Origin of the sequence: Anabaena sp. FACHB-83 (assembly GCF_014697485.1) — a bacterium.
Taxonomy (GTDB): Bacteria; Cyanobacteriota; Cyanobacteriia; order Cyanobacteriales; family Nostocaceae; genus Nostoc_B.
On the sequence record NZ_JACJRY010000003.1, the window covers coordinates 31,088 to 51,378 of the forward strand.

17 protein-coding genes are annotated in these 20,291 nt (G+C 39.7%); 14 read left to right on the forward strand and 3 right to left on the reverse strand.

The genetic code is table 11. The annotated features are described in order from the left end of the window. Positions 1 to 69: 69 nt before the first annotated feature. Genes H6G79_RS04300 through H6G79_RS04310 form a run of 3 tightly spaced genes read right to left on the reverse strand, consistent with a single transcriptional unit; the run spans position 70 to position 2,624 of the window. Positions 70 to 1,050, reverse strand: a complete 981-nt coding sequence (locus H6G79_RS04300) for an aldo/keto reductase (RefSeq protein ID WP_190590675.1) — start codon at positions 1,048 to 1,050, stop codon at positions 70 to 72. An 8-nt stretch (positions 1,051 to 1,058) separates the two neighbouring features. Beyond that, the gene (locus H6G79_RS04305) at positions 1,059 to 1,199 is read right to left on the reverse strand and encodes a hypothetical protein (protein WP_190590676.1); all 141 of its coding nucleotides are present in this window, start codon (positions 1,197 to 1,199) and stop codon (positions 1,059 to 1,061) included. A 33-nt stretch (positions 1,200 to 1,232) separates the two neighbouring features. After that, positions 1,233 to 2,624: a response regulator gene (locus tag H6G79_RS04310; RefSeq protein WP_190590677.1), complete on the reverse strand. Its 1,392-nt coding sequence runs from the start codon at positions 2,622 to 2,624 to the stop codon at positions 1,233 to 1,235. 1,143 nt (positions 2,625 to 3,767) lie between these two features. Between H6G79_RS04310 and H6G79_RS04315 the strand changes: the two genes are divergently transcribed. The 14 genes from H6G79_RS04315 (at position 3,768) to H6G79_RS04380 (ending at position 20,247) form a co-directional block, all read left to right on the forward strand. Further along, positions 3,768 to 4,442, forward strand: coding sequence for a VWA domain-containing protein (locus H6G79_RS04315; RefSeq protein ID WP_190590678.1), 675 nt, complete (start codon positions 3,768 to 3,770; stop codon positions 4,440 to 4,442). 50 nt (positions 4,443 to 4,492) lie between these two features. Further along, the gene (locus tag H6G79_RS04320) at positions 4,493 to 5,275 is read left to right on the forward strand and encodes a PP2C family serine/threonine-protein phosphatase (protein ID WP_190590679.1); all 783 of its coding nucleotides are present in this window, start codon (positions 4,493 to 4,495) and stop codon (positions 5,273 to 5,275) included. 57 nt (positions 5,276 to 5,332) lie between these two features. Further along, positions 5,333 to 7,513, forward strand: coding sequence for a tetratricopeptide repeat protein (locus H6G79_RS04325; RefSeq protein WP_190590680.1), 2,181 nt, complete (start codon positions 5,333 to 5,335; stop codon positions 7,511 to 7,513). Positions 7,514 to 8,234: 721 nt separating this feature from the next. Beyond that, the gene (gene rfbF / locus H6G79_RS04330) at positions 8,235 to 9,008 is read left to right on the forward strand and encodes a glucose-1-phosphate cytidylyltransferase (protein WP_062287188.1); all 774 of its coding nucleotides are present in this window, start codon (positions 8,235 to 8,237) and stop codon (positions 9,006 to 9,008) included. A 97-nt stretch (positions 9,009 to 9,105) separates the two neighbouring features. Beyond that, positions 9,106 to 10,320, forward strand: coding sequence for an L-2-hydroxyglutarate oxidase (gene lhgO, locus H6G79_RS04335; RefSeq protein WP_190590726.1), 1,215 nt, complete (start codon positions 9,106 to 9,108; stop codon positions 10,318 to 10,320). A gap of 176 nt (positions 10,321 to 10,496) precedes the next feature. After that, positions 10,497 to 11,525: an SDR family oxidoreductase gene (locus H6G79_RS04340; protein ID WP_190590681.1), complete on the forward strand. Its 1,029-nt coding sequence runs from the start codon at positions 10,497 to 10,499 to the stop codon at positions 11,523 to 11,525. A 113-nt stretch (positions 11,526 to 11,638) separates the two neighbouring features. Next, on the forward strand, positions 11,639 to 12,589 hold the full coding sequence (locus H6G79_RS04345; protein WP_190590682.1) for a glycosyltransferase family 2 protein: 951 nt from the start codon (positions 11,639 to 11,641) through the stop codon (positions 12,587 to 12,589). Between the two features lie 24 nt (positions 12,590 to 12,613). Further along, the gene (locus H6G79_RS04350; RefSeq protein ID WP_190590683.1) at positions 12,614 to 13,657 is read left to right on the forward strand and encodes a glycosyltransferase family 2 protein; all 1,044 of its coding nucleotides are present in this window, start codon (positions 12,614 to 12,616) and stop codon (positions 13,655 to 13,657) included. Positions 13,658 to 13,664: 7 nt separating this feature from the next. After that, complete coding sequence (locus tag H6G79_RS04355) at positions 13,665 to 14,486, forward strand: phytanoyl-CoA dioxygenase (RefSeq protein ID WP_190590684.1); 822 nt, start codon at positions 13,665 to 13,667, stop codon at positions 14,484 to 14,486. A gap of 159 nt (positions 14,487 to 14,645) precedes the next feature. Then, positions 14,646 to 15,479 carry a phytanoyl-CoA dioxygenase family protein gene (locus H6G79_RS04360; protein ID WP_190590685.1) on the forward strand — a complete coding sequence of 278 codons (834 nt, stop codon included), beginning with the start codon at positions 14,646 to 14,648 and terminating at the stop codon, positions 15,477 to 15,479. Between the two features lie 77 nt (positions 15,480 to 15,556). Then, entirely contained in the window at positions 15,557 to 16,417 is an 861-nt protein-coding gene (locus H6G79_RS04365; RefSeq protein WP_190590686.1) for a phytanoyl-CoA dioxygenase, read from the forward strand. Positions 16,418 to 16,597: 180 nt separating this feature from the next. After that, positions 16,598 to 17,167, forward strand: a complete 570-nt coding sequence (gene rfbC, locus H6G79_RS04370; RefSeq protein ID WP_190590687.1) for a dTDP-4-dehydrorhamnose 3,5-epimerase — start codon at positions 16,598 to 16,600, stop codon at positions 17,165 to 17,167. A gap of 139 nt (positions 17,168 to 17,306) precedes the next feature. Beyond that, on the forward strand, positions 17,307 to 18,620 hold the full coding sequence (locus tag H6G79_RS04375; protein ID WP_190590688.1) for an NAD(P)H-dependent oxidoreductase: 1,314 nt from the start codon (positions 17,307 to 17,309) through the stop codon (positions 18,618 to 18,620). A gap of 544 nt (positions 18,621 to 19,164) precedes the next feature. After that, the gene (locus H6G79_RS04380) at positions 19,165 to 20,247 is read left to right on the forward strand and encodes a glycosyltransferase (protein ID WP_190590689.1); all 1,083 of its coding nucleotides are present in this window, start codon (positions 19,165 to 19,167) and stop codon (positions 20,245 to 20,247) included. Positions 20,248 to 20,291 lie beyond the last annotated feature (44 nt).

Sequence of the window (20,291 nt, forward strand, 5' to 3'; positions counted from 1 at the left end):
ATTAATTTTTCGGCGTTGCTAATGAGTGGGATGAATTTTGTTTCGCGCAAAGGCAAGGCACTTCCACCCTCACTGCGTCTGAAAAATATTCTGCACCATCACTTTATCTGTACTGCTTGCGGCTTTATCTAACTCTGCTATTTCGCCAGCATCGAGTTGCCAACCCAACGCACCAATATTATCTTGTGCTTGGGCGAGGGATTTTGCACCAGGGATGGGAATAGTCCCTTTACAGATACACCAGTTAATGGCTACCTGTGACATGGTTTTATTTTTTGATTGGGCGATTTCTTGTAAACATGCTAACAGCGATCGTACTCCCGGTAATAACTGTCTAAATAACAACCCACGCACACCTTTGGGAACATTCCCTGTCTCGGAATATTTACCTGTTAATATCCCCAAAGCCAAAGGACTGTAGGCAATTAATTTAATCCCCAATTCATCACACACATCTTTGAGTCCCAGTTGCGTCACCGGATAAGTCGATAATAAAGAATACTGCACTTGCAAGGTGGAAATCGGCACACCTCGTTCGGCAAATCTTTGCTGCACCATTTTTAAGCGTTTTGGCCCATAATTCGACAACCCAACACCTTTCACTAAACCTTGTTCGTAAAGATCAGCCAAACCCTCTAATAAACCTTTTTCTTGCCAAGGTGCATAATTAGCCGTAGACCAGTGCATCTGTACTAAATCAACATTTCTACCTAAACGCTGGGCGGAAGACTGACAAGCTTTAATCATTGACTGGCGCGTCCATCGCCAAGGATACGCAGCCAGCTTTGTTGCAATGCAAATCTTTTCCTGGTTTAAACCTTGATATGCTTGAGCAAATCGCCCCAAGAGTAACTCACTACGTCCATTTAATCTCCCAGTACCGTAAGAATCACCCGTGTCAAATAAAGTTACACCATTACTGACACATAAGTTAAACACAGCTTGTAGCTGCTCATCCATGTTTTCGTTGTATCCCCACAGCAGTTGGTTTCCCCACGCCCAAGTTCCGCAACCCATTTTTGCTAGGGATAGTTCTCGACTGATTTGCATTTTGATTGTCAATCACGCACCATCTGTATTATCGGCATACATCGGCCTTTAATTTCATCCTGAGTGCTGAGTGCTGAGTGCTGAGTGCTGAGTAATAAATTGTCTCCTACCTCCGGTTGGTGAGCTTGTCCTGAGCGTAGCCGAACCACTCCCCAACTCCCTACTCCCAACTCCCTACTTTTTCAAGCCAAGTGCATAAACACAAGTTTCAGCAGTTCTGCACGGGTAAAAGGTTTAGTTAAATAACCAGAGGCTCCGACTAATTTAGCTTTGACTTTATCCACAATTCCTTTATTACCTGTGACAAAAATAATCGGAGTATGTTTAAAGGTAGAATTATTGCGAATTATTTTGCATAATTCATAACCATCAATTCCAGCCATGTTGAGATCCAACAAAATTAAGTCTGGTTTATGGCGAATAATTGACATCACCGCTTTGAGGGGATCATCAATTGTCACTACAGAAAAATTCTCACTTTCCAAAAAACGACTAATTTCTTTGAGAATTGTCTGGCTATCATCCACAGAAATGATTTTATAGGTCTTTTTGGCGGTGACGGTAGTAGTCGTTACTCTTTCGGGCGGAGAGTTTATGGTATTTGGTATTGTTAATTCCTGAAGATTGTGAATTGATGGTGAGGTTGCTTGGGGCGATCGCACCACCAGGTTAAAATCTTCAACAGCCAGCGCCGTTTCTGCTTCTAGATAGCGACTACTGGGTTCTACTACTGTGTCGATGAATTGTCTGTTGAGTAATGCTGTTGTATATCGAGCAGATCCTGAAACTTCCGGCTGATGCTTTGGTAATTGATCAAATGGTGGATCTGGTTCGTGCATAATTACCCCTCCTTGCACAATATGAGGGTATAAATGTTGAGCCAGTTGCATTTCATCTTGATTCATAATTACAGCCAGATGTCGCAGGCTAAACCCTTTCATCCAAGCTGTTAATTCTCGTGGTAGTTGCGGTAAGTTCTTGCTGTGGAAATTCCTGTTAATTAACAGATATGGACGCTGATAAGGTGAAGAAATTTGGGGAGCGAAAGATTGCCAATTTTGTAGTCTAATGTGACAAATTTCTAGAGTTTTTTCGACATCCAGACGACAAATTTTGCTCAATGTTTGGGTTGCATCACTTAAAGCATAAGTACCTGTTTTTACTAACAAAAATGATTCCATCACTTCTTTGACAAGTTCTTGAATCAAAATTGTCGCTTGTGCATCATCCAGATAACCTTCTTTAATTAGCCAATGAATTGCTTGATAGTCAGCAGGCTGAGTTGATAAATCGTTGCTATTAGCAATGGCATGATTAAAAACATCAGATTCAAAATTCATGCGTAATTCTACGCGAATTTCGCTACTGAGCAAATTCAGGCGGCGCAGCTGGCGTTCTAATCTATCAAAAGGTTCAACTGAGTTTGTCGCGTAGGTGATGTTTCCCTGTTCTAAATAAATTAGCCATGTTACTAGGTTGCTAAATGCTTGTATACAAGTCGTTTCGACACTATGAGACAGTTGTTTTAATAAACTATGAGGACGTAAAACTGTAAATGTACCGAAATTAGACATTTTAAAAAATTGTTTTAGAAAATTATACAGAATCTATGCAAATTTGGATTCTTAAGTATGTTTTACTTTATTAGTTTTAATCTGTCTCCCGGACAATTATTCTCTCGACCGATAAAATAAATCGAGATTAACAGCTATGGAAATCAAAGTCTTACCCAGTCAGCTTGACAATCTACGAAGACAAAACAGCAATACCTATAAAATACTTTTCATTACTATTTCTGAAAAGTCATAGTGGAAGTTAGTATTTTTACTCAGTCAGGAGTCAGAGCTTACGCTTTACCAATCTTTACCCACAAATATTACCTTTAGGAGGCTCAAGTACCAACAGATCCAAGACACCAACCTAAATCAATCGAAATTTGACATTTGATTAAGAGTTACCCACACCCTAGATTCAAGCCCAGGAAAATACATCTGTCATCAGATAGATTATTTATGAAGAAGAATTAAGAACACATCCGTCAGAGTTCAGCATGAATTTTGTACGACACTTCTCCTGGCGGAGACGCTACGCGAAAGACAAGCTCAGTGCATCGCTGGATGATGAATATTGGTTTAAAACCTTGCCCCTTACGATGCACAAGGAAATTCAAGTATTCTTCCGACTAAAACTCCATCCCTCCATGAGTAGCGTATTCTGAATTCTGAATTCTGTTTTCTGACTCCTTTTTATTTTTGAGCCAGCTTGAGGAAAATGAATCAAAAACAAAATTTTTACTAGCTCAATTCCGTATTTAGCTAAAAAACCCGCTTGCAAGGTGACTGGAATGAGCAATTGAACGAGTTAATACTTTTGCCGGAGATAAAAATGAATATGTTCCACATAAAATCTTTAAATTTTTATCTGGGCAACTTTTGATGTTTATTATATTCTAGCGGTTGCCCTACATAAATCTTTGTAGTTCTGAGAATGCCGAAAACCAGAACTCTTGGTAAATTTGCGGTTGAGCAACGGTAACTTGATGAAAACTTTAATAAATGTGTAGAGAATTTAGGGAAAAGTATTTGTTTAATAGTACATAAAGACTCGACTGGCGATCGCCCGAAATTTGCTTATTCCCTGTGAGACTCCGGAAACTGAAATATATACTTTGAAAAAAGGAAAATAAAGCTTTGGACTATAACATAACACAAAAAGTTATGCAAGATACATTAACCCTGGATGAAGTAGTAGAATTTGCGGAAAACCCCGAACCCCGTTGCCCTTGTGTATTGTTACTAGATACATCTGGTTCCATGCAAGGCGAACCCATAGAAGCATTAAATCAAGGTTTGCTGAGTTTAAAAGATGAATTAGTCAAAAATTCCTTAGCATCTCGTCGAGTTGAGGTAGCAATAGTAACATTTGATAGTCAAGTAAATGTCGTCCAAGACTTTGTAACCGCCGATCAATTTAACCCGCCAATTCTCACTGCCCAAGGACTCACCAGTATGGGCGCAGGCATTCACAAAGCCTTAGATATGGTGCAAGAGCGTAAATCCTTATATCGCTCCAACGGCATTGCCTACTATCGCCCTTGGGTATTTATGATTACCGATGGTGAACCACAAGGTGAACAAGAACATTTAGTAGCTCAAGCCGCCCAAAGAGTTCAAGGAGATGAAGCCAGCAAGCGCGTAGCCTTTTTCTCTGTAGGTGTAGAAAATGCCAACATGACAACGCTCAATCAGTTAGCTGTGCGGACACCACTGAAATTGCGTGGATTAAACTTTGTGGAAATGTTTATGTGGTTGTCAGCAAGTATGGCGGCTGTTTCTCATTCCCAAGTGGATGAACAAGTAGCCTTACCTCCAATTGGCTGGGGTTCCATTTAATCGCCCTCGTGGGGTTTCATACTTACACAGCTAGCCCAGACACAGAATCTATGAACACATCAAAACAGATTGATCATTGGCGGGTAGTCGCCGCATCTGTATGTGGTACCAGCCACATCAGAAATAAGCAGCTGTGTCAGGATGCTCACAACTGGCAACTATTACCAGACAATATATTAGTAGCCGCAGCAGCAGATGGCGCAGGTTCTGCCAGTCAGGGGAAAATTGGCGCAATGGTGGCGACAGAAGCAGCTGTAGAACATTTATCGCACAAAGAAGTTTCTCGCGCTGTGTTAGCGGATGATTTGGAAGTGCAATCTTTGTTGAGTGATGCCTTGCTGGCTGCGAAAAAAGCCGTAGAAACAGAAGCCGCAGCTTGTAGCCAACAGCCCCAAGATTTAGCAACTACCTTAATCATTACCATCGCTACACCCCAAATGGTAGCAGCCGCCCAAATCGGTGACGGAATGGCAGTCGCAAAAAATCGTCAAGGAAATTTAATTGCGCTAACCATACCCAATAACGGAGAATATATCAACGAAACGACTTTCTTGACTTCCTTAGATGCTATAGACACAGCCCAAATGAGATTATGGCGAGAAGAAATAGTCAATGTTGGTATCCTCACCGATGGACTACAAATGCTGGCTTTAAACATGGTTGTTGGCGAACCTCACAAACCCTTCTTTTTTCCTTTGTTTGACTTTATCGAAAACGCCGAGGATAAGTCCTTAGCAAAAGAGCAACTCGTGAGGTTTTTAGGTTCTGAGCGGATAACACAACGTACCGACGATGATTTAACACTAATTATTGCTGCCTTCAACCGCTCATAAACAAGGATTCTGCAAGTTCGGTCTTTTTATCTAACCCCCGTTAACAGTGACTTAAACATGAAGGTACTACGTTGTCTTCCCCAGCCAGAAATTATCAACCTCAGCGTCAGCTTAGGACGAGGTGGTGAAGCCTGTGTTTATGCAGTGCCATCTGATGGCGATTTAGTGGCGAAGGTTTATCACAAACCCACAGCCAATCATGCTAAAAAACTGCAAGCGATGTTGGCAAACCCACCGGAAAACCCGACAGCTAATTTGGGGCATATTTCCATTGCTTGGCCACAGGAGTTAATCAAGACAGCAGATGGGAGTAAAACTGTCATTGGCTTTATCATGCCTCGGATTCGCGGGATGCGGCCAATTATTGACTTTTACAACCCCAGAACCCGTCGCCAACACTGCCCGTTATTCAACTATCAATATTTAGTGCGGACAGCGCGGAATTTAGCGGCGGCTTTTGCAGCCCTGCACAGTAGTGGTTATTGCGTGGGTGATGTCAACGAGTCCAACATCTTAGTCAGTGACACAGCACTGGTGAGTTTGGTAGATACTGACTCTTTCCAAGTGCCAGATTTAAATAATAATCTTGTCTATCGTTGTGCAGTGGGTAAACCAGAGTTTACTCCCCCAGAACTGCAAAACAAAGTTTTCGCCCAACACGATCGCACAATTGATCATGACTCCTTTGGTTTAGCAGTGCTGATCTTCCAATTATTAATGGAAGGGACACATCCTTTTTCGGGGATTTTTCAAGGCACTGCCGAACCGCCAGCCTACGAAGCCCGGATTGCGGCTGGACACTTCACCTACAGCCAAAACCGCCAAGTTCCTTACCTGCCGACTCCCATTGCGCCTCCTTGGGAAATTCTACATCCTAGCTTGCAGGCATTGTTTATCCAGTGTTTTGAAACTGGCCACAACAACCCGCAGCTACGTCCCAATGCTCAAGCTTGGTTGTCGGCTCTGACGGAAGCTGAAGATGCTTTAATTACCTGTACTACCAATCCTCAGCATCGTTACAGTAATCACTTGCATAGCTGCCCTTGGTGTGAACGAACTTTGCGTTTAGGCGGCCGAGATCCTTTTCCTTCACAACGGGCAATTGAAAATCGAGAACATCTCAAACCTGCCACCATCCCCACCAGACGCTACAATCAACCTCATCGCTTACCACAGCCAGTGATGTCATTTGCCAAGGGTAATTCTTGGCAACCAAATAATCAGCCGAATTATTTTCCTTATCAACGGCGCAAGATATCCAAAATTTACCCGATTGTTTTAGGTTGTCTGGGCTTAGGGATGTTGGGTTATTTGGATGTGATGGTGAAATTTACCCGTCCGTTTGTGTCGCAAAATGCCTATACTCAGCAAACCTTGATGACACATACCGCACCAAATCGGCAGGTGCTACATTTTGCTGATTATTACAAACAAGGTCATACTGCTTACCAAGTGCGTGACTATAAGCAAGCAGTCGAAAGTTTTACCAAAGCCATCCAAGAAGAACCAAAATACGCCAAATCTTTTATTAATCGAGGTAATGCTCGTTACAATCTTAAAGACTACGAAGGGGCATTAACAGACTATACGACAGCGTTGGAAATTAATCCCCAGGAAGTGAAAGCTTTTGTAAATCGTGGTAACGCTCGCTACATGCTGGCTGAGTATAGCAATGATCCAGATCGAGAATATCATTTAGCGATCGCAGATTTTAACAATGCCATCCGCCTCAACATCAAAGAAGCCGAAGCATATATCCGTAGAGGGATTGTCCGAGCGCAAATCGCCAAGTATAGTGGTGAATCTCTCAAAGAGTTCCAGCAAGCCATAGCCGATTTTTCCGCAGCGATTAAACTCAACGCCTCCAAAGCCGAAGCGTATTTTCAACGCGGCTCGGTATATTACCAAATGGCACAGTACAGCACCGAATACGCTCAACAATACCAAAATGCGATCGCTGACTTTGACCAAGCATTAAAACTTAACGAAAAATTGGCAAAAGCTTATCTCAAACGCGGTATGGTGCGCTATGAAGTCGCTCAATACGGTGGTAAAGAAGCAGACAAAAATAACCAAAAAGCCGTCGAAGACTTGCAATTAGCCGCCAAACTCGCCTTAGAACAAGAAGATACAGAAAATTATCAACAAGCACTCAGCAGTATGTGTGTGATCATTGAAAGTCAATGTAATGCTTTACTGCAAAGTTCTAGTGCTTGGGGAACTGTAGGCACAAATTAGCGGTAGTCATTGGTCATTTGTCGTAAGAATTCAGGAGTCAGAATTCAGAAGCCAGAAAAGTTGAAGAATGAGGAGAATTATTTGATGAATCAATTTACTAATCTACTAAATACCTCTAAATTCTGACTTCTGACTCCTGGGTACTGAATACTTACCATTTGTCAATAGTTCTTCTTCAATATTGAACAATTAGATACCTGACTTCTTAAAGAAGTCAGGTATCTGAGTTTATGTAAAAATTGGCACTAATTATTACTAGAAAATATTTTCTGCACTGTCCACAAAAGCTACAAATAAAACAAATCAATCAAATTCTTAATTGATCGGCGGTTAAATTTCTGATCTGATACTAAGTTGCGATCAAACATAATATTTCAACGCCCTATTCCCCATTCCCTACTCCCTATCTACACAACTAGATTCAGGAATCAAACCGTATTCCTATATATTACGTATATATTTATATTACACGTAAATTGAAATCATATTTTTGTTAAAAATTATATTCATTTACGTGATAATTTTTTTGTGTAAAAACTATTCATAAACCTTTTACACATTCCAGATTTTAATTTACTTTTCCTTCATACAAGTAGCAAAAATTCTAGTTAGATTATGTACGGAGAAAAACAGAGCAAAGACAAATTCTCTCCAACCAAGTGCATCCTCTTCATCTCCAGAAAATAAAAAATAATTCCCTACAAATCTCCGAGGTAATTGCATGAAAGCGGTGATTTTGGCTGGTGGACTTGGTACACGCCTCAGTGAAGAAACCAGTATCAGACCAAAGCCAATGGTTGAAATTGGTGGTAAACCAATTCTTTGGCACATAATGAAAACTTATTCTGCCCACGGCATTAATGATTTTATTATTTGTTGTGGTTACAAAGGTTACGTGATTAAGGAGTATTTTGCTAATTACTTCTTACACATGTCAGATGTAACTTTTGATATGCGTTTTAACCAAATGAATGTACATTCTGGTTATGCAGAACCTTGGCGTGTAACATTAGTCAATACTGGCGACAGTACCATGACTGGTGGACGCTTAAAAAGAGTTGCTGAACATGTCGGAAATGATACTTTCTGCTTTACTTATGGTGATGGTGTGAGTGATATAAATATCACTGAGCTAATTAAATTTCACAAACAACAAAAAACATTAGCGACACTCACAGCAGTACAACCAGCCGGACGTTTTGGCGCTATTTCCTTAGAACAAGAGCAAACAAAAATCACCAGCTTCCGTGAGAAACGCGACGGTGAAGGTGCTTGGGTAAATGGTGGCTATTTTATCCTAGAACCAGATGTTATCGATTTAATTGCGGATGACAGCACCGTTTGGGAGAAAGAACCATTAGAAAAGTTAGCTGACATGGAACAGTTATCTGCTTTTAAACATAATGGTTTTTGGCAGCCAATGGATACCTTGCGCGATAAAAATCATCTCGAAGAACTATGGCAGAGTGGTAAAGCGCCTTGGCAAGTATGGTAAGAAAAGTAGGAAGTATGAAGTCTGAAGTATGAAATTTTATGCTCAAGCTTCTACTTTCAGCTTTTTGACAAATGACAAATGACTAATGACAAATAATATGTACGATTTTGCGATTGTCGGCGGTGGCATAGTAGGTTTATCAACAGCGATGGCCTTGGGTAAACGCTATCCACAAGCACGCATTTTAGTATTAGAAAAAGAAAGTAACTGGGCATTTCACCAAACTGGCAATAATAGTGGGGTAATTCACTCTGGCATTTACTACAAACCAGGGAGTTTTAAAGCTAAATTTTGCCGTGATGGTAGTCGCTCGATGGTGGAATTCTGCCAAGAGCATGAAATTGACCATGAAATCTGCGGTAAAGTTATTGTTGCTACCGATGAACAAGAAATACCACGGTTAGAAAATCTCTATCAACGTGGTTTAGAAAATAACTTAAAAGTCCAGAAAATCAGCCCAGAAGAGGTAAAAGAAATTGAACCTCATGTAAGCTGTGTGGCAGGTATTCGGGTATTTTCAACTGGTATTGTTAATTACAAGCAAGTTTGTTTAAAATACGCCCAATTAATTCAAAATCAAGGTGGAGATTTACGCCTCAATACCAAAGTATTGAAAATCTCTGCGAGTGGGAAAAATCAAGTATTGGAAACCAATCAAGGCAACTTTGAAACGAAATTTATCATCAATTGTGCCGGATTGCATAGCGATCGCATTGCTAAGTTAGGTGGAGTCGAACCCAAAGCGAAAATCGTACCTTTCCGGGGCGAATATTACGAACTCACCCCAGAAAAGCGGTATCTGGTAAAAACCCTAATTTATCCAGTACCAAACCCTGATTTTCCCTTCCTGGGCGTTCACTTTACCAAAATGATTGATGGTACAGTTCATGCTGGCCCCAACGCCGTTCTCAGCCTCAAGCGCGAAGGTTACAAAAAAACCGACTTCGACTTGCGGGACTTTGCAGAAGTCATGACTTACCCCGGTTTCTGGAAACTTGCAGCCAAACACGCTGACGAAGGTATCCAAGAAATCATTCGTTCCTTTAGCAAAGCAGCATTTGTCAAAAGTTTGCAAAAACTGATTCCCGAAGTTCAAGCCGAAGATTTAGTTCCCACCCATGCGGGAGTCCGCGCCCAAGCTTTAATGGATGATGGCAAACTAGTAGACGACTTTTTGATCATTCCTGGTCAAAACTCCATTCATGTGTGCAATGCGCCTTCGCCCGCAGCCACATCTTCTTTAGAAATTGGCAAAGCGATCGCTTCTCAAGTTCCTCAACAGTCCCATCTTGAAACTGTAATTGTTGCATAAGTATTGGGAGTTGGGAGTGGCGTAAGTATCCCAGAGTGCCAGAAAATGCGTCAAAGTCCCCCTTTTTAAGGGGGATTTAGGGGGATCTCAAATGTCTTACTAGCAAATAGAGGGCTTTTAAAACATTTTCTGACTCCTGAATTTTTACCTCAAAACTTTTAAAGGAATTTCCACAAATGAAAATATTAGTAACCGGAACAGAAGGCTACTTAGGTTCTTTATTGCCTCCTCTGTTAATTGAACGTGGCCATGAAGTCATCGGTGTTGATACAGGCTTTTATAAAGTTGGTTGGCTATACAACGGTACAGAAATTACCGCTAAAACCCTCAACAAAGATATCCGCCACATCACCCCAGAAGATTTAGAAGGTGTAGAAGCAATTGTTCACATGGCGGAACTTTCCAACGACCCCACTGGACAACTAGCACCCAATATTACCTACGAAATCAATCATTTAGGTTCTGTACGCCTTGCTAATTTAGCTAAAACAATGGGTGTCCGACGCTTCGTCTATATGTCTTCGTGTAGTGTTTATGGTGTTGCTACAGAAGGCGATGTGACAGAAGAATCTCCCATCAATCCCCAAACTGCTTATGCAGAATGTAAAACCCTCGTTGAACGCGATGTTAGACCCCTAGCAGATGATGATTTTTCCCCAACATTCATGCGAAACGCCACAGCTTTTGGCGCTTCTCCTAGAATGCGGTTTGACATTGTATTAAACAACCTCGCTGGTTTAGCTTGGACAAGTAAAGAAATTAAAATGATCAGCGATGGTACACCTTGGCGGCCATTAGTCCACGCATTAGATATTTGTAAAGCCATTATCTGTGCCTTAGAAGCACCACGCGACCTTGTACATAATCAAATCTTCAATGTTGGTGATACCAGTAATAACTATCGCGTCAAAGAAATTGCCGAAATTATTGCTGATGCTTTCCCCGGCTGTAAACTAAGCTTTGGTCAAAATGGCGCAGATAACCGCAGTTATCGCGTATCCTTCGAGAAAATTAATAGCATTCTCCCTGGTTTTAAATGTGATTGGAATGCTCAATTAGGCGCACAACAATTATTTAACTTATTCAGTCAAATTGATATGACGGAAGACACCTTCTTATTTAGAGGTTTTACTCGCTTAAAGCAGCTAGAGTATCTCATCCGTACCGAACAAATTGACAAAGATTTCTTCTGGACTAAAAAGTAAATCCCAGTCTTAACAAAGTTATATCCCCGACTTCTTAAAGAAGTCGGGGATATAAGAATTAAGCCAATATTAACAATACTAAATTTCATCCTGTAATATATCTTAGCAAAAAAATGAATAAGTTGCTCACCATTGCAATTCCTACTTATAATCGTGCCGCACTGTTAGAACAACAACTATCTTGGTTAGCTAAATCCCTGCCAGGATTTGAATCTGAGTGTGAAATTATTATTTCTGATAATTGTTCTACAGATCACACTCAAGAAATCATTAAAAAATGGCAACCAATCTTTAGTGAAACTACATTTAAATATTATAGAAATCAAGAGAATATAGGTTTAATGCCTAACATCGCTGCCTGCATTCAAGCTGCTAGTGGTAAATATGTTTGGACAGTTGGCGATGATGACCCAATTCAAGATAATGCTCTAGCTTTTTTGTTAAAAACTATCAAGCAAAATCCTGAGACAGCACTGATTTTTTTGAATTGCTATGGCAGGGATAAGTTAACAAATGAAATTACTGTAAAACGCTGGTTTAACAGTGATAGTGATGCACCAATGACTAATGGCGAAGCGGCTTTACAACATTATCTCAAAGAAAGCTTTGGCGGCGTAATTTTTATGACTGCAACAGTTTATCAAACAGCATTAGTACAACGCGCTCTGCAACAGTGGCAATCTGCTTGTAAAAATTTGGCATCCCAAGCATATTGGACAGGATTTTGTGCAAGTAATGGCAGTGTGATTGTCACTAAAGATAATTATTTGGAATGTACAATGCACGCGAGTTATTTGGAGCAAGACCCAAAATGGTCATTCATGATGAGGTTTGTTTATATACCGGAAATTTATGCCAAACTTTTAGAAATTGGCTATTCTAAAACATTTTGTCTGCAAATGATTTTGCAGAATATCGTTACTAAAAGTGACTGGATAATTTTCTTGGGAGCTTTAAGAAGATGGCCAGGTTTAGCCATAAACATTATTATTTCATATCTAGTTTTAGTCATTGCATCTATACGTAAGTCATTTTTACCCGCAAAAGCACTAAAAGTTAGTTAATAAACCTGAAAAATTTCTCCATTTATGAATAAATTACTCACCATTGCCATTCCTACATATAATCGGGCTGAATTACTAGATAAACAGTTATCATGGCTCGGAAAAGCAATTCAAGGTTTTGAATCTGAATGTGAAATTTTAGTTTCTGATAACTGTTCTACAGATCATACTCAGGCTGTGATTCAGAAATGGCAAGCAAAACTGAGTAATATCACCTTTAGGTCAAATAGAAATCCTGAAAACTTAGGTGTAATGCGGAATATTATGTATTGCCTAAGTTCTGTGACCACCAAGTATGTTTGGACAATTGGAGATGATGATCCAATTCAAGATAGAGCTATTCCTTATGTAATTCATAAGCTCAAAGAACATGAAGATTTAGGATTATTATTTCTCAATTTTTCTGGAAGAAATAAAATTACCAACGAACCAGTTCATCCCCCCACAATTATGGGAAATCGCTGGTTTGATGCTGATGCAGAAGATGGTCGTGGAGATAGTAAAGCGATATTTGAACATTGCTTTGCTAAAAGCGTTGGCGCAGTTATTTTTCTCACAGCTAGTATTTACCGCGCTGACTTTATAAAACGTGCCTTACAAATTTGGCCGGATGCTGCAAGTAATTGGATTTCTTTAGCATATTTGGCTGGCTATTGCGCTGGACACGGTAAGATAATCGTCACTAAAGAAACTTATTTAGAATGTATTGTGGGTGTGAGTTATTGGCAAAAAGAGCCAAAATCAGCCTTATTAATGCAGTATAAACATATTCCCGAAGTCATTTTGAAACTAGAGGAATGTGGCTATTCTAAGCAATTTTGCAGACGGATGCTATTACAAAATGGCAAAGAAGTTAATTTAAAAGTTTTCTTGGGAGCTTTAAGAAGATGGCCTGTATCTGCCATTAAAGTAGCGGTTCCGTTTGTTGCTTTAGTTAGTCTTTCGGTGTTTGATGTGATGGCGTTGGGAGACTTGAAACTTGCCGAAGCTCACGAACCAACTCCCCAAGAAGTACGATGTGCAAATAACAGGCGATCGCAACCAAAATCTATTATCAAAACAAAATAATCTACCTATGCTAAATATACTTCAAGACAAGATAGAAGCAATAAACTCAGAGTTAGCTTATAGAATCAAACTCTGGCAGTATACTCCAAATTTACCAACCCTAGACCCAGGCGATCGCTTAATCGTTGATACCCTCAAACGCGAAGGTATTTACATAACAACACTCGCTGATTTGGGATTAGCCACTACACCACAATTACTCGAAGCTGCTAATAGCTTATTACCAAATATTGGTACTGATAACTATACAGCTTCTGCTCAAAATCCTCCAGAAATTTACACAGTTACCCATTTGCCTAACTTTTATAACTGGGGAAAGGAAACAAGGCTGTTAAATATTCTGGAAAATTATATTGGTCTTCCTGTTGCCTATCATGGTGTACAAGTACGTAAAGACTTTGTAAATACTAGTCAATTCAGCACCATGCTATGGCACAGAGATTCAGAAGATCGCCGGATTATTAAAATTATCATTTACTTAAATGATGTAGAACAAAAAAACGGCCCTTTTGAATATGTACCAGCATCGTTTACTTCTATCTCTAATCTTAATTTCTATCGCCTGTATTCCAAAATTTATAACACAGGCATTGACGATGCAACCTTAGACAAAATTGTGCCTAAATCAGCGTGGAAGTCATGTCCAGGTAAAGCCGGTACCGTCATTATCGTTGATACCCAGCGACTTTTACATCATGGAACTGTACGCACTCAAGAGCGTTCCACACTATTTTTTGTCTACACTGCTAACCCACCTAAACGACCAGGACTTTGTACTCAATACTGGGATGATACTTATCCTAAACCAGAAACACTCCAGAAAATCTAAGGATTCAGAATACGGAATTTAGGAGTCAGAGTTGAATCAAATTTGACAATTAATACATAGAAACTTACAAAATTTCTATCTAGCAGAATTCTGACTCCTGAATTCTGGTTTCCAACGCTTATTAACGTAATCACAGTAAATTAATGGGGTATTTGTGCCATGCTGAATACACTAAAAGGCAAAATGGCAACACTCAACTCAGAGTTAGCTTATAGAATGAGAATCTGGCAGCATACAGCCAAACTGCCGGCATTAGAATCAAGCGATCGCTTGATTGTCGAAACCCTCAAACGAGAAGGTGCTTATGTAACCACACTTGCCGATTTAGGCTTACCATCCACCCCAGAAATGCTACAAGCTGCTAATCAACAATTAAGCAGAATGGCAGATGTTCATAACTCTCATTTGAATAAGCGACTACCACAAATTTATACAGTCACAGATTTACCAGAATTTTATCAATGGGGAAGTAATAACAGACTATTAAAGATAATTGAAAATTATTTAGGTTTACCCGTTGCTTTTCACGGTGTACATTTACGCAAAGACTTTCCAAATGAACATCAATTCGGCACATTATTATGGCATAAAGATTCCGAAGACCGCAAAATGGTTAAGGTAATTATTTATCTCCATGATGTTGAGAAACAGCACGGGCCGTTTGAGTATATTCCTTTATCTTTAACATCATATCCGCACTTAAATTCCTATCGAATTGACCACAAGTTGCGTCAGTCTGGTTACTTAGGAATTAACGATGAACAAGTAGAAAAAATTATTCCCAAATCAGCTTGGCAATCTTGTATAGGGAAAGCCGGTACAGTACTCATTGCAGATCCCAGAACTGCTTTACATCACGGTACCATCCGCACCGAAGCAAGGTCAGCACTATTTTTTGTTTATACAACTAATCCACCCAAACGACCAGAACTTTGCACTCAATATTGGGATGACACTTTTCCGAAACCAGAAATACTGCAAGAAATTGCTTAGTGATACATAGTATCACTCTAGTAATTGAGGAAATAAATTCCCAACTGTTGACTGACAATTTTCGACATCATAAGCTCATGCTAAAAAAAATTAAATACAAAATATTTTCCCTATACTCCGACTTGGTTTTTAACCTCAAACGTTGGCGACATACTAAAAATTTACCAGTATTAGAATCACGCGATCGCATCATTGTCGAGACTCTCAAACGAGATGGTGTTTATGCGACAACTTTGGCAGATTTGGGTTTAGATTTTAGTGCTGAACTACTCCAAGCTGCTAATTATCAATTGTCGCGGATACGAAAGCCCAACAATGAAAATTTAGCCGAAAAATGGCCGCACATTACCACAGTGACGGCTTTACCCGAATTTTCTCAATGGGCAACGCAAAAAAGATTGCTAAATATAATTGAAAATTATATTGGCCTACCTATCACTTTTCATGGTGTACACTTACGCCAAGATTTCCCTAGTGATCATCAATTCGGCACTTTATTATGGCATAGCGATGCTGAAGACCGCCGCTTAATCAAAATCTTTGTTTGCTTGCATGATGTAGAAGAAAAAACTGGCCCTTTTCAATACATTCCCCGTTCTTTAACACATTTATTTAGTCTGAAATCTTGCTGGCTTTACTACCAGCTTTTAAAGTCAAGCTATATGGGGATTGATGATGAAATTGTCAAAAAAGTCATACCTCAATCAGCTTGGAAATCTTGTCCAGGTCCAGCAGGTACAATCATTTTTGTAGATACTAAAAATACTTTACATCACGGAACTGTACGCAGCGAAACACGCTCAACCCTGTTCTTTTGCTACACAGCTAACCCTCCTGAAAGACCAGACCTGTGTACACAATTTTGGGATGATACCCATCCCAGAGCTGAAGTGACTGTACCTGAATCAGAAAAAGTTCTGGTTTCACAAATTAAGTAAGAGTTTATAACTCAGTATTCAGAAGCGATGCCCTGAGCTTATCGAAGGGTGAGTATTTAAAATATATCTAGGAGAATTGATATTTATATTGATGAATTTTCCTGATTTTTTAAGTATTTTGAGTACTGATTTATAGCTCCCAAATTCTGAGACAATCAAACATTAATATTGAGGTAATTCATGATTTTCACCGCTACAAGTCTTCAAGATGCTTACATTATTGACTTAGAAGCCAAAAATGATCATCGCGGTTTTTTTGCTAGATATTTTTGCGCTCAAGAATTTGAAGCCCACGGATTAAAACCAGTAGTATCTCAATGTAATTTATCTTATAACTATAAAAAAGGTACTCTGCGGGGAATGCACTATCAACTCCACCCCGCAGCCGAAACAAAATTAGTGCGCTGTACTCAAGGGGCAATTTATGACGTAATTATTGATATGCGTCCTAATTCACCAACATTTTTACAGCATATTGGTGTGGAATTAACAGCCGAGAATCGTCGGGCTTTATATGTTCCTGAAATGTTTGCTCATGGTTATCAAGCACTGACAGATGATGCAGAAGTTATCTATCAAGTTGGTGAGTTTTATACACCAGGATATGAGCGTGGCTTACGCTACAATGACCCATTTTTCAACATTGAATGGCCTGTAGAAGTCACAGAAATTTCTGAAAAAGATTTGAATTGGCCATTGCTGAGTATGATGCGTGTTGGAGAAGCTGAAGCTGTTTCGGCAAATGTATAAGTAAGTAGGTGCAAATCAAGGTAACTACTTAAGGTTGTCATTTGTCATTAGTAAGATAATGAGACATATTTACGCTGACAATTTAGTTAATAGTTGATATTAACCACAGATAATTTAGTGATATTCAAAGAGGGATTTCATGATTATTATTGATAATGCTTTAAAAGCTCGTGCTGCTGCTGGTAATCCCATCAAAGTAGGAATGATTGGTGCTGGCTTTATGGGGCGAGGAATTGCTAATCAAATTATTAATTCTGTTCCGGGAATGGAGTTAGTTGCTATCTTCAACCGCAGTATTGATGGAGCCAAAAGAGCTTATACAGAAGCTGGTATTGCAGATGTGCAAGTGGTGAACACTGTCAGCGATTTAGAAGATGCGATCGCCAGTGGCAAATATACAATCACCGACGATGCTAAAATCATCTGTCAAGCTGAGAGCATTGAAGCAATTATTGAAGTAACTGGCGCAGTTGAATTTGGCGCTCATATCGTTATGGAAGCGATCGCCCATCGCAAGCATGTCATTATGATGAATGCTGAACTCGATGGTACTGTCGGCCCCATCCTGAAAGTTTACGCCGACAAAGCAGGCGTTATCCTCAGTGCTTGCGATGGCGACCAACCAGGGGTAGAAATGAATCTGTACCGCTTCGTGCAGAGCATTGGTTTAACACCATTACTGTGCGGTAACATCAAAGGCTTGCAAGACCCCTATCGCAACCCCACCACCCAAGAAGGCTTTGCTAAACGTTGGGGACAAAAAGCCCACATGGTAACAAGCTTTGCTGATGGTAGCAAAATTTCCTTTGAGCAGGCGATCGTGGCTAATGCAACCGGGATGCAAGTCGCTAAACGGGGAATGCTGGGCTATGACTTCACAGGTCATGTTGATGAAATGACCAATATGTATGACATTGACCAACTCAAAGAATTAGGCGGTATCGTCGATTATGTAGTTGGTGCTAAACCCGGCCCCGGTGTATTTGTCTTCGCTACCCACGACGACCCCAAACAACGCCACTACCTCAACCTCTACAAATTAGGTGAAGGGCCTCTCTATAGCTTCTATACTCCTTATCACCTCTGTCATTTTGAAGTTCCCTTATCAGTGGCTCGTGCTGTCTTATTCCATGATGCAGTCATGGCTCCAATTAATAAACCAATGGTCGATGTAGTCACAACGGCCAAAATCGATTTGAAAGCTGGCGAAACTCTCGACGGCATTGGTTACTATATGACCTACGGTCAATGTGAAAATTCACCCATCGTTCAAGCACAAAAACTTCTACCAATGGGTTTAGCTGAAGGCTGTCGCTTAAAACGAGATATTCCCCGCGATCAAGTGCTGACTTATGACGATGTAGAGTTACCCGAAGGTAGACTTTGTGACCAATTACGCGCAGAACAAAATGCTTATTTTGCTTCTGAAAAAGTTCTCGTAGCTGTTGGGTAATCCCATTTTGAATTTTAGATTGTAGAAGTGAGTAGAGACGTTGTATTGGTAAGGCTATCGAGCATTGAGCGTTCGCGTAGCGTCTCCCTTGGGGAGAAGTCGAAATGCGTCTTCTCAATAATTATGTCAACCTACTTACAACGTCTCTACAATAAATCTATTTCTCACAATCATTATTCAATGTGGTGTAAGATTTGGCTTTATCTAATTCTGATTCCTGAGTTCTGACATTTAATTTAATTATTCGTGAGTAACCAGATCCCCGACTTCTTAAAGAAGTCGGGGATCTGAGTCTAGCAATTTTTCCAATTCGGTCTTTATTCTATCTCTAAAGAAATATTTTTGCTGAATAATGAATTTTGATCAGAAGTAACTATTATAAATAATTGAAGCAACTAAAAAAATCAGATAAATATTGCCAAAAAGTATTCTATTGAACCAATGAATTGGTTATAAAATTTTATAGTTCTAAACACTAAAGTTTTAACAGTAATTGATTAAATTACTTGTCTAATAAAATTTGGTAGCAGGTTGAATTAAATTTATGAAAATTGCTCTTGTCCATGATTATTTAACACAGCGTGGAGGGGCAGAGCGCGTATTTGAATTATTATGTAGGCGCTACCCCACAGCCGATGTTTTTACTTCGTTGTATGACCCACAAAAAACTATTGATTTAGGTGAGCGGATAGTCAATACAACTTTTTTACAAAAAATTCCGGGTGCAGCCAAATATTTTAGAATGATGGCACCCTTTTACTTTCCTGCTTTTCGAGCTTTGGATTTGCAAGACTACGATTTAATTATTAGCAGTAGCACTAGTTTTGCCAAAGCTGTACGCAAAAGACCTGATGCTCACCATGTTTGTTTTTGTCATAATGTCACCCGTTTTTTGTGGGATACAGAAACATATTTACGTGAGTATGGAGATTATCGATATTTCGCGCCGTTAATTGAACAAATTTTTCAATTGATGCGGAATGTAGACTTGAAATATGCTCAGGAACCTGACCTATATATTGCCAATTCCAGCGTTGTTGCTAAGAGAATTCAACAGATTTATGGTAAACCCGCAATTGTAGTTAACTATCCAATTGATACCAGTAAGTTTGTTTATTCTGATACCAAAGAAGATTATTATTTAGCATCTGCACGGATGATCAGTTATAAGCGGCTAGATATAATCATCGAAGCTTTTAATTGGTTGGGGTGGCGATTATTAATCTCAGGTGACGGCCCAGAACAAGCACGCCTCAAAGCCAAGGCATTAAATAATATTGAATTTTTAGGTCATGTTAGCGATCGCAAACGTAAAGATTTGTTTGCAAAAGCCAAATCAGTGATTGTTGCCGCCTTAGAAGATTATGGATTAGTTCCTGTAGAAGCTAATGCTAGTGGTACACCAGTTATTGCCTATGGTGCTGGTGGTGTTTTAGATACCCAAATTCACGGCGAAACTGGAGTCTTTTTTAAACGACAATCACCAGACTCTCTACAAGCTGCATTACTAGAGTCCGGACGCATCACTTGGAATTATGAAAATATTCGTAATCATGCAGTGAACAATTTCTCAGAACCAGTATTTTTTAGGAAGGTTGAGCAACTTATTGATCAAACTTGTATGTAGAAGAATTCAGAAGTAAGAAGTCAGAATCAATTAGTGCGTGATTT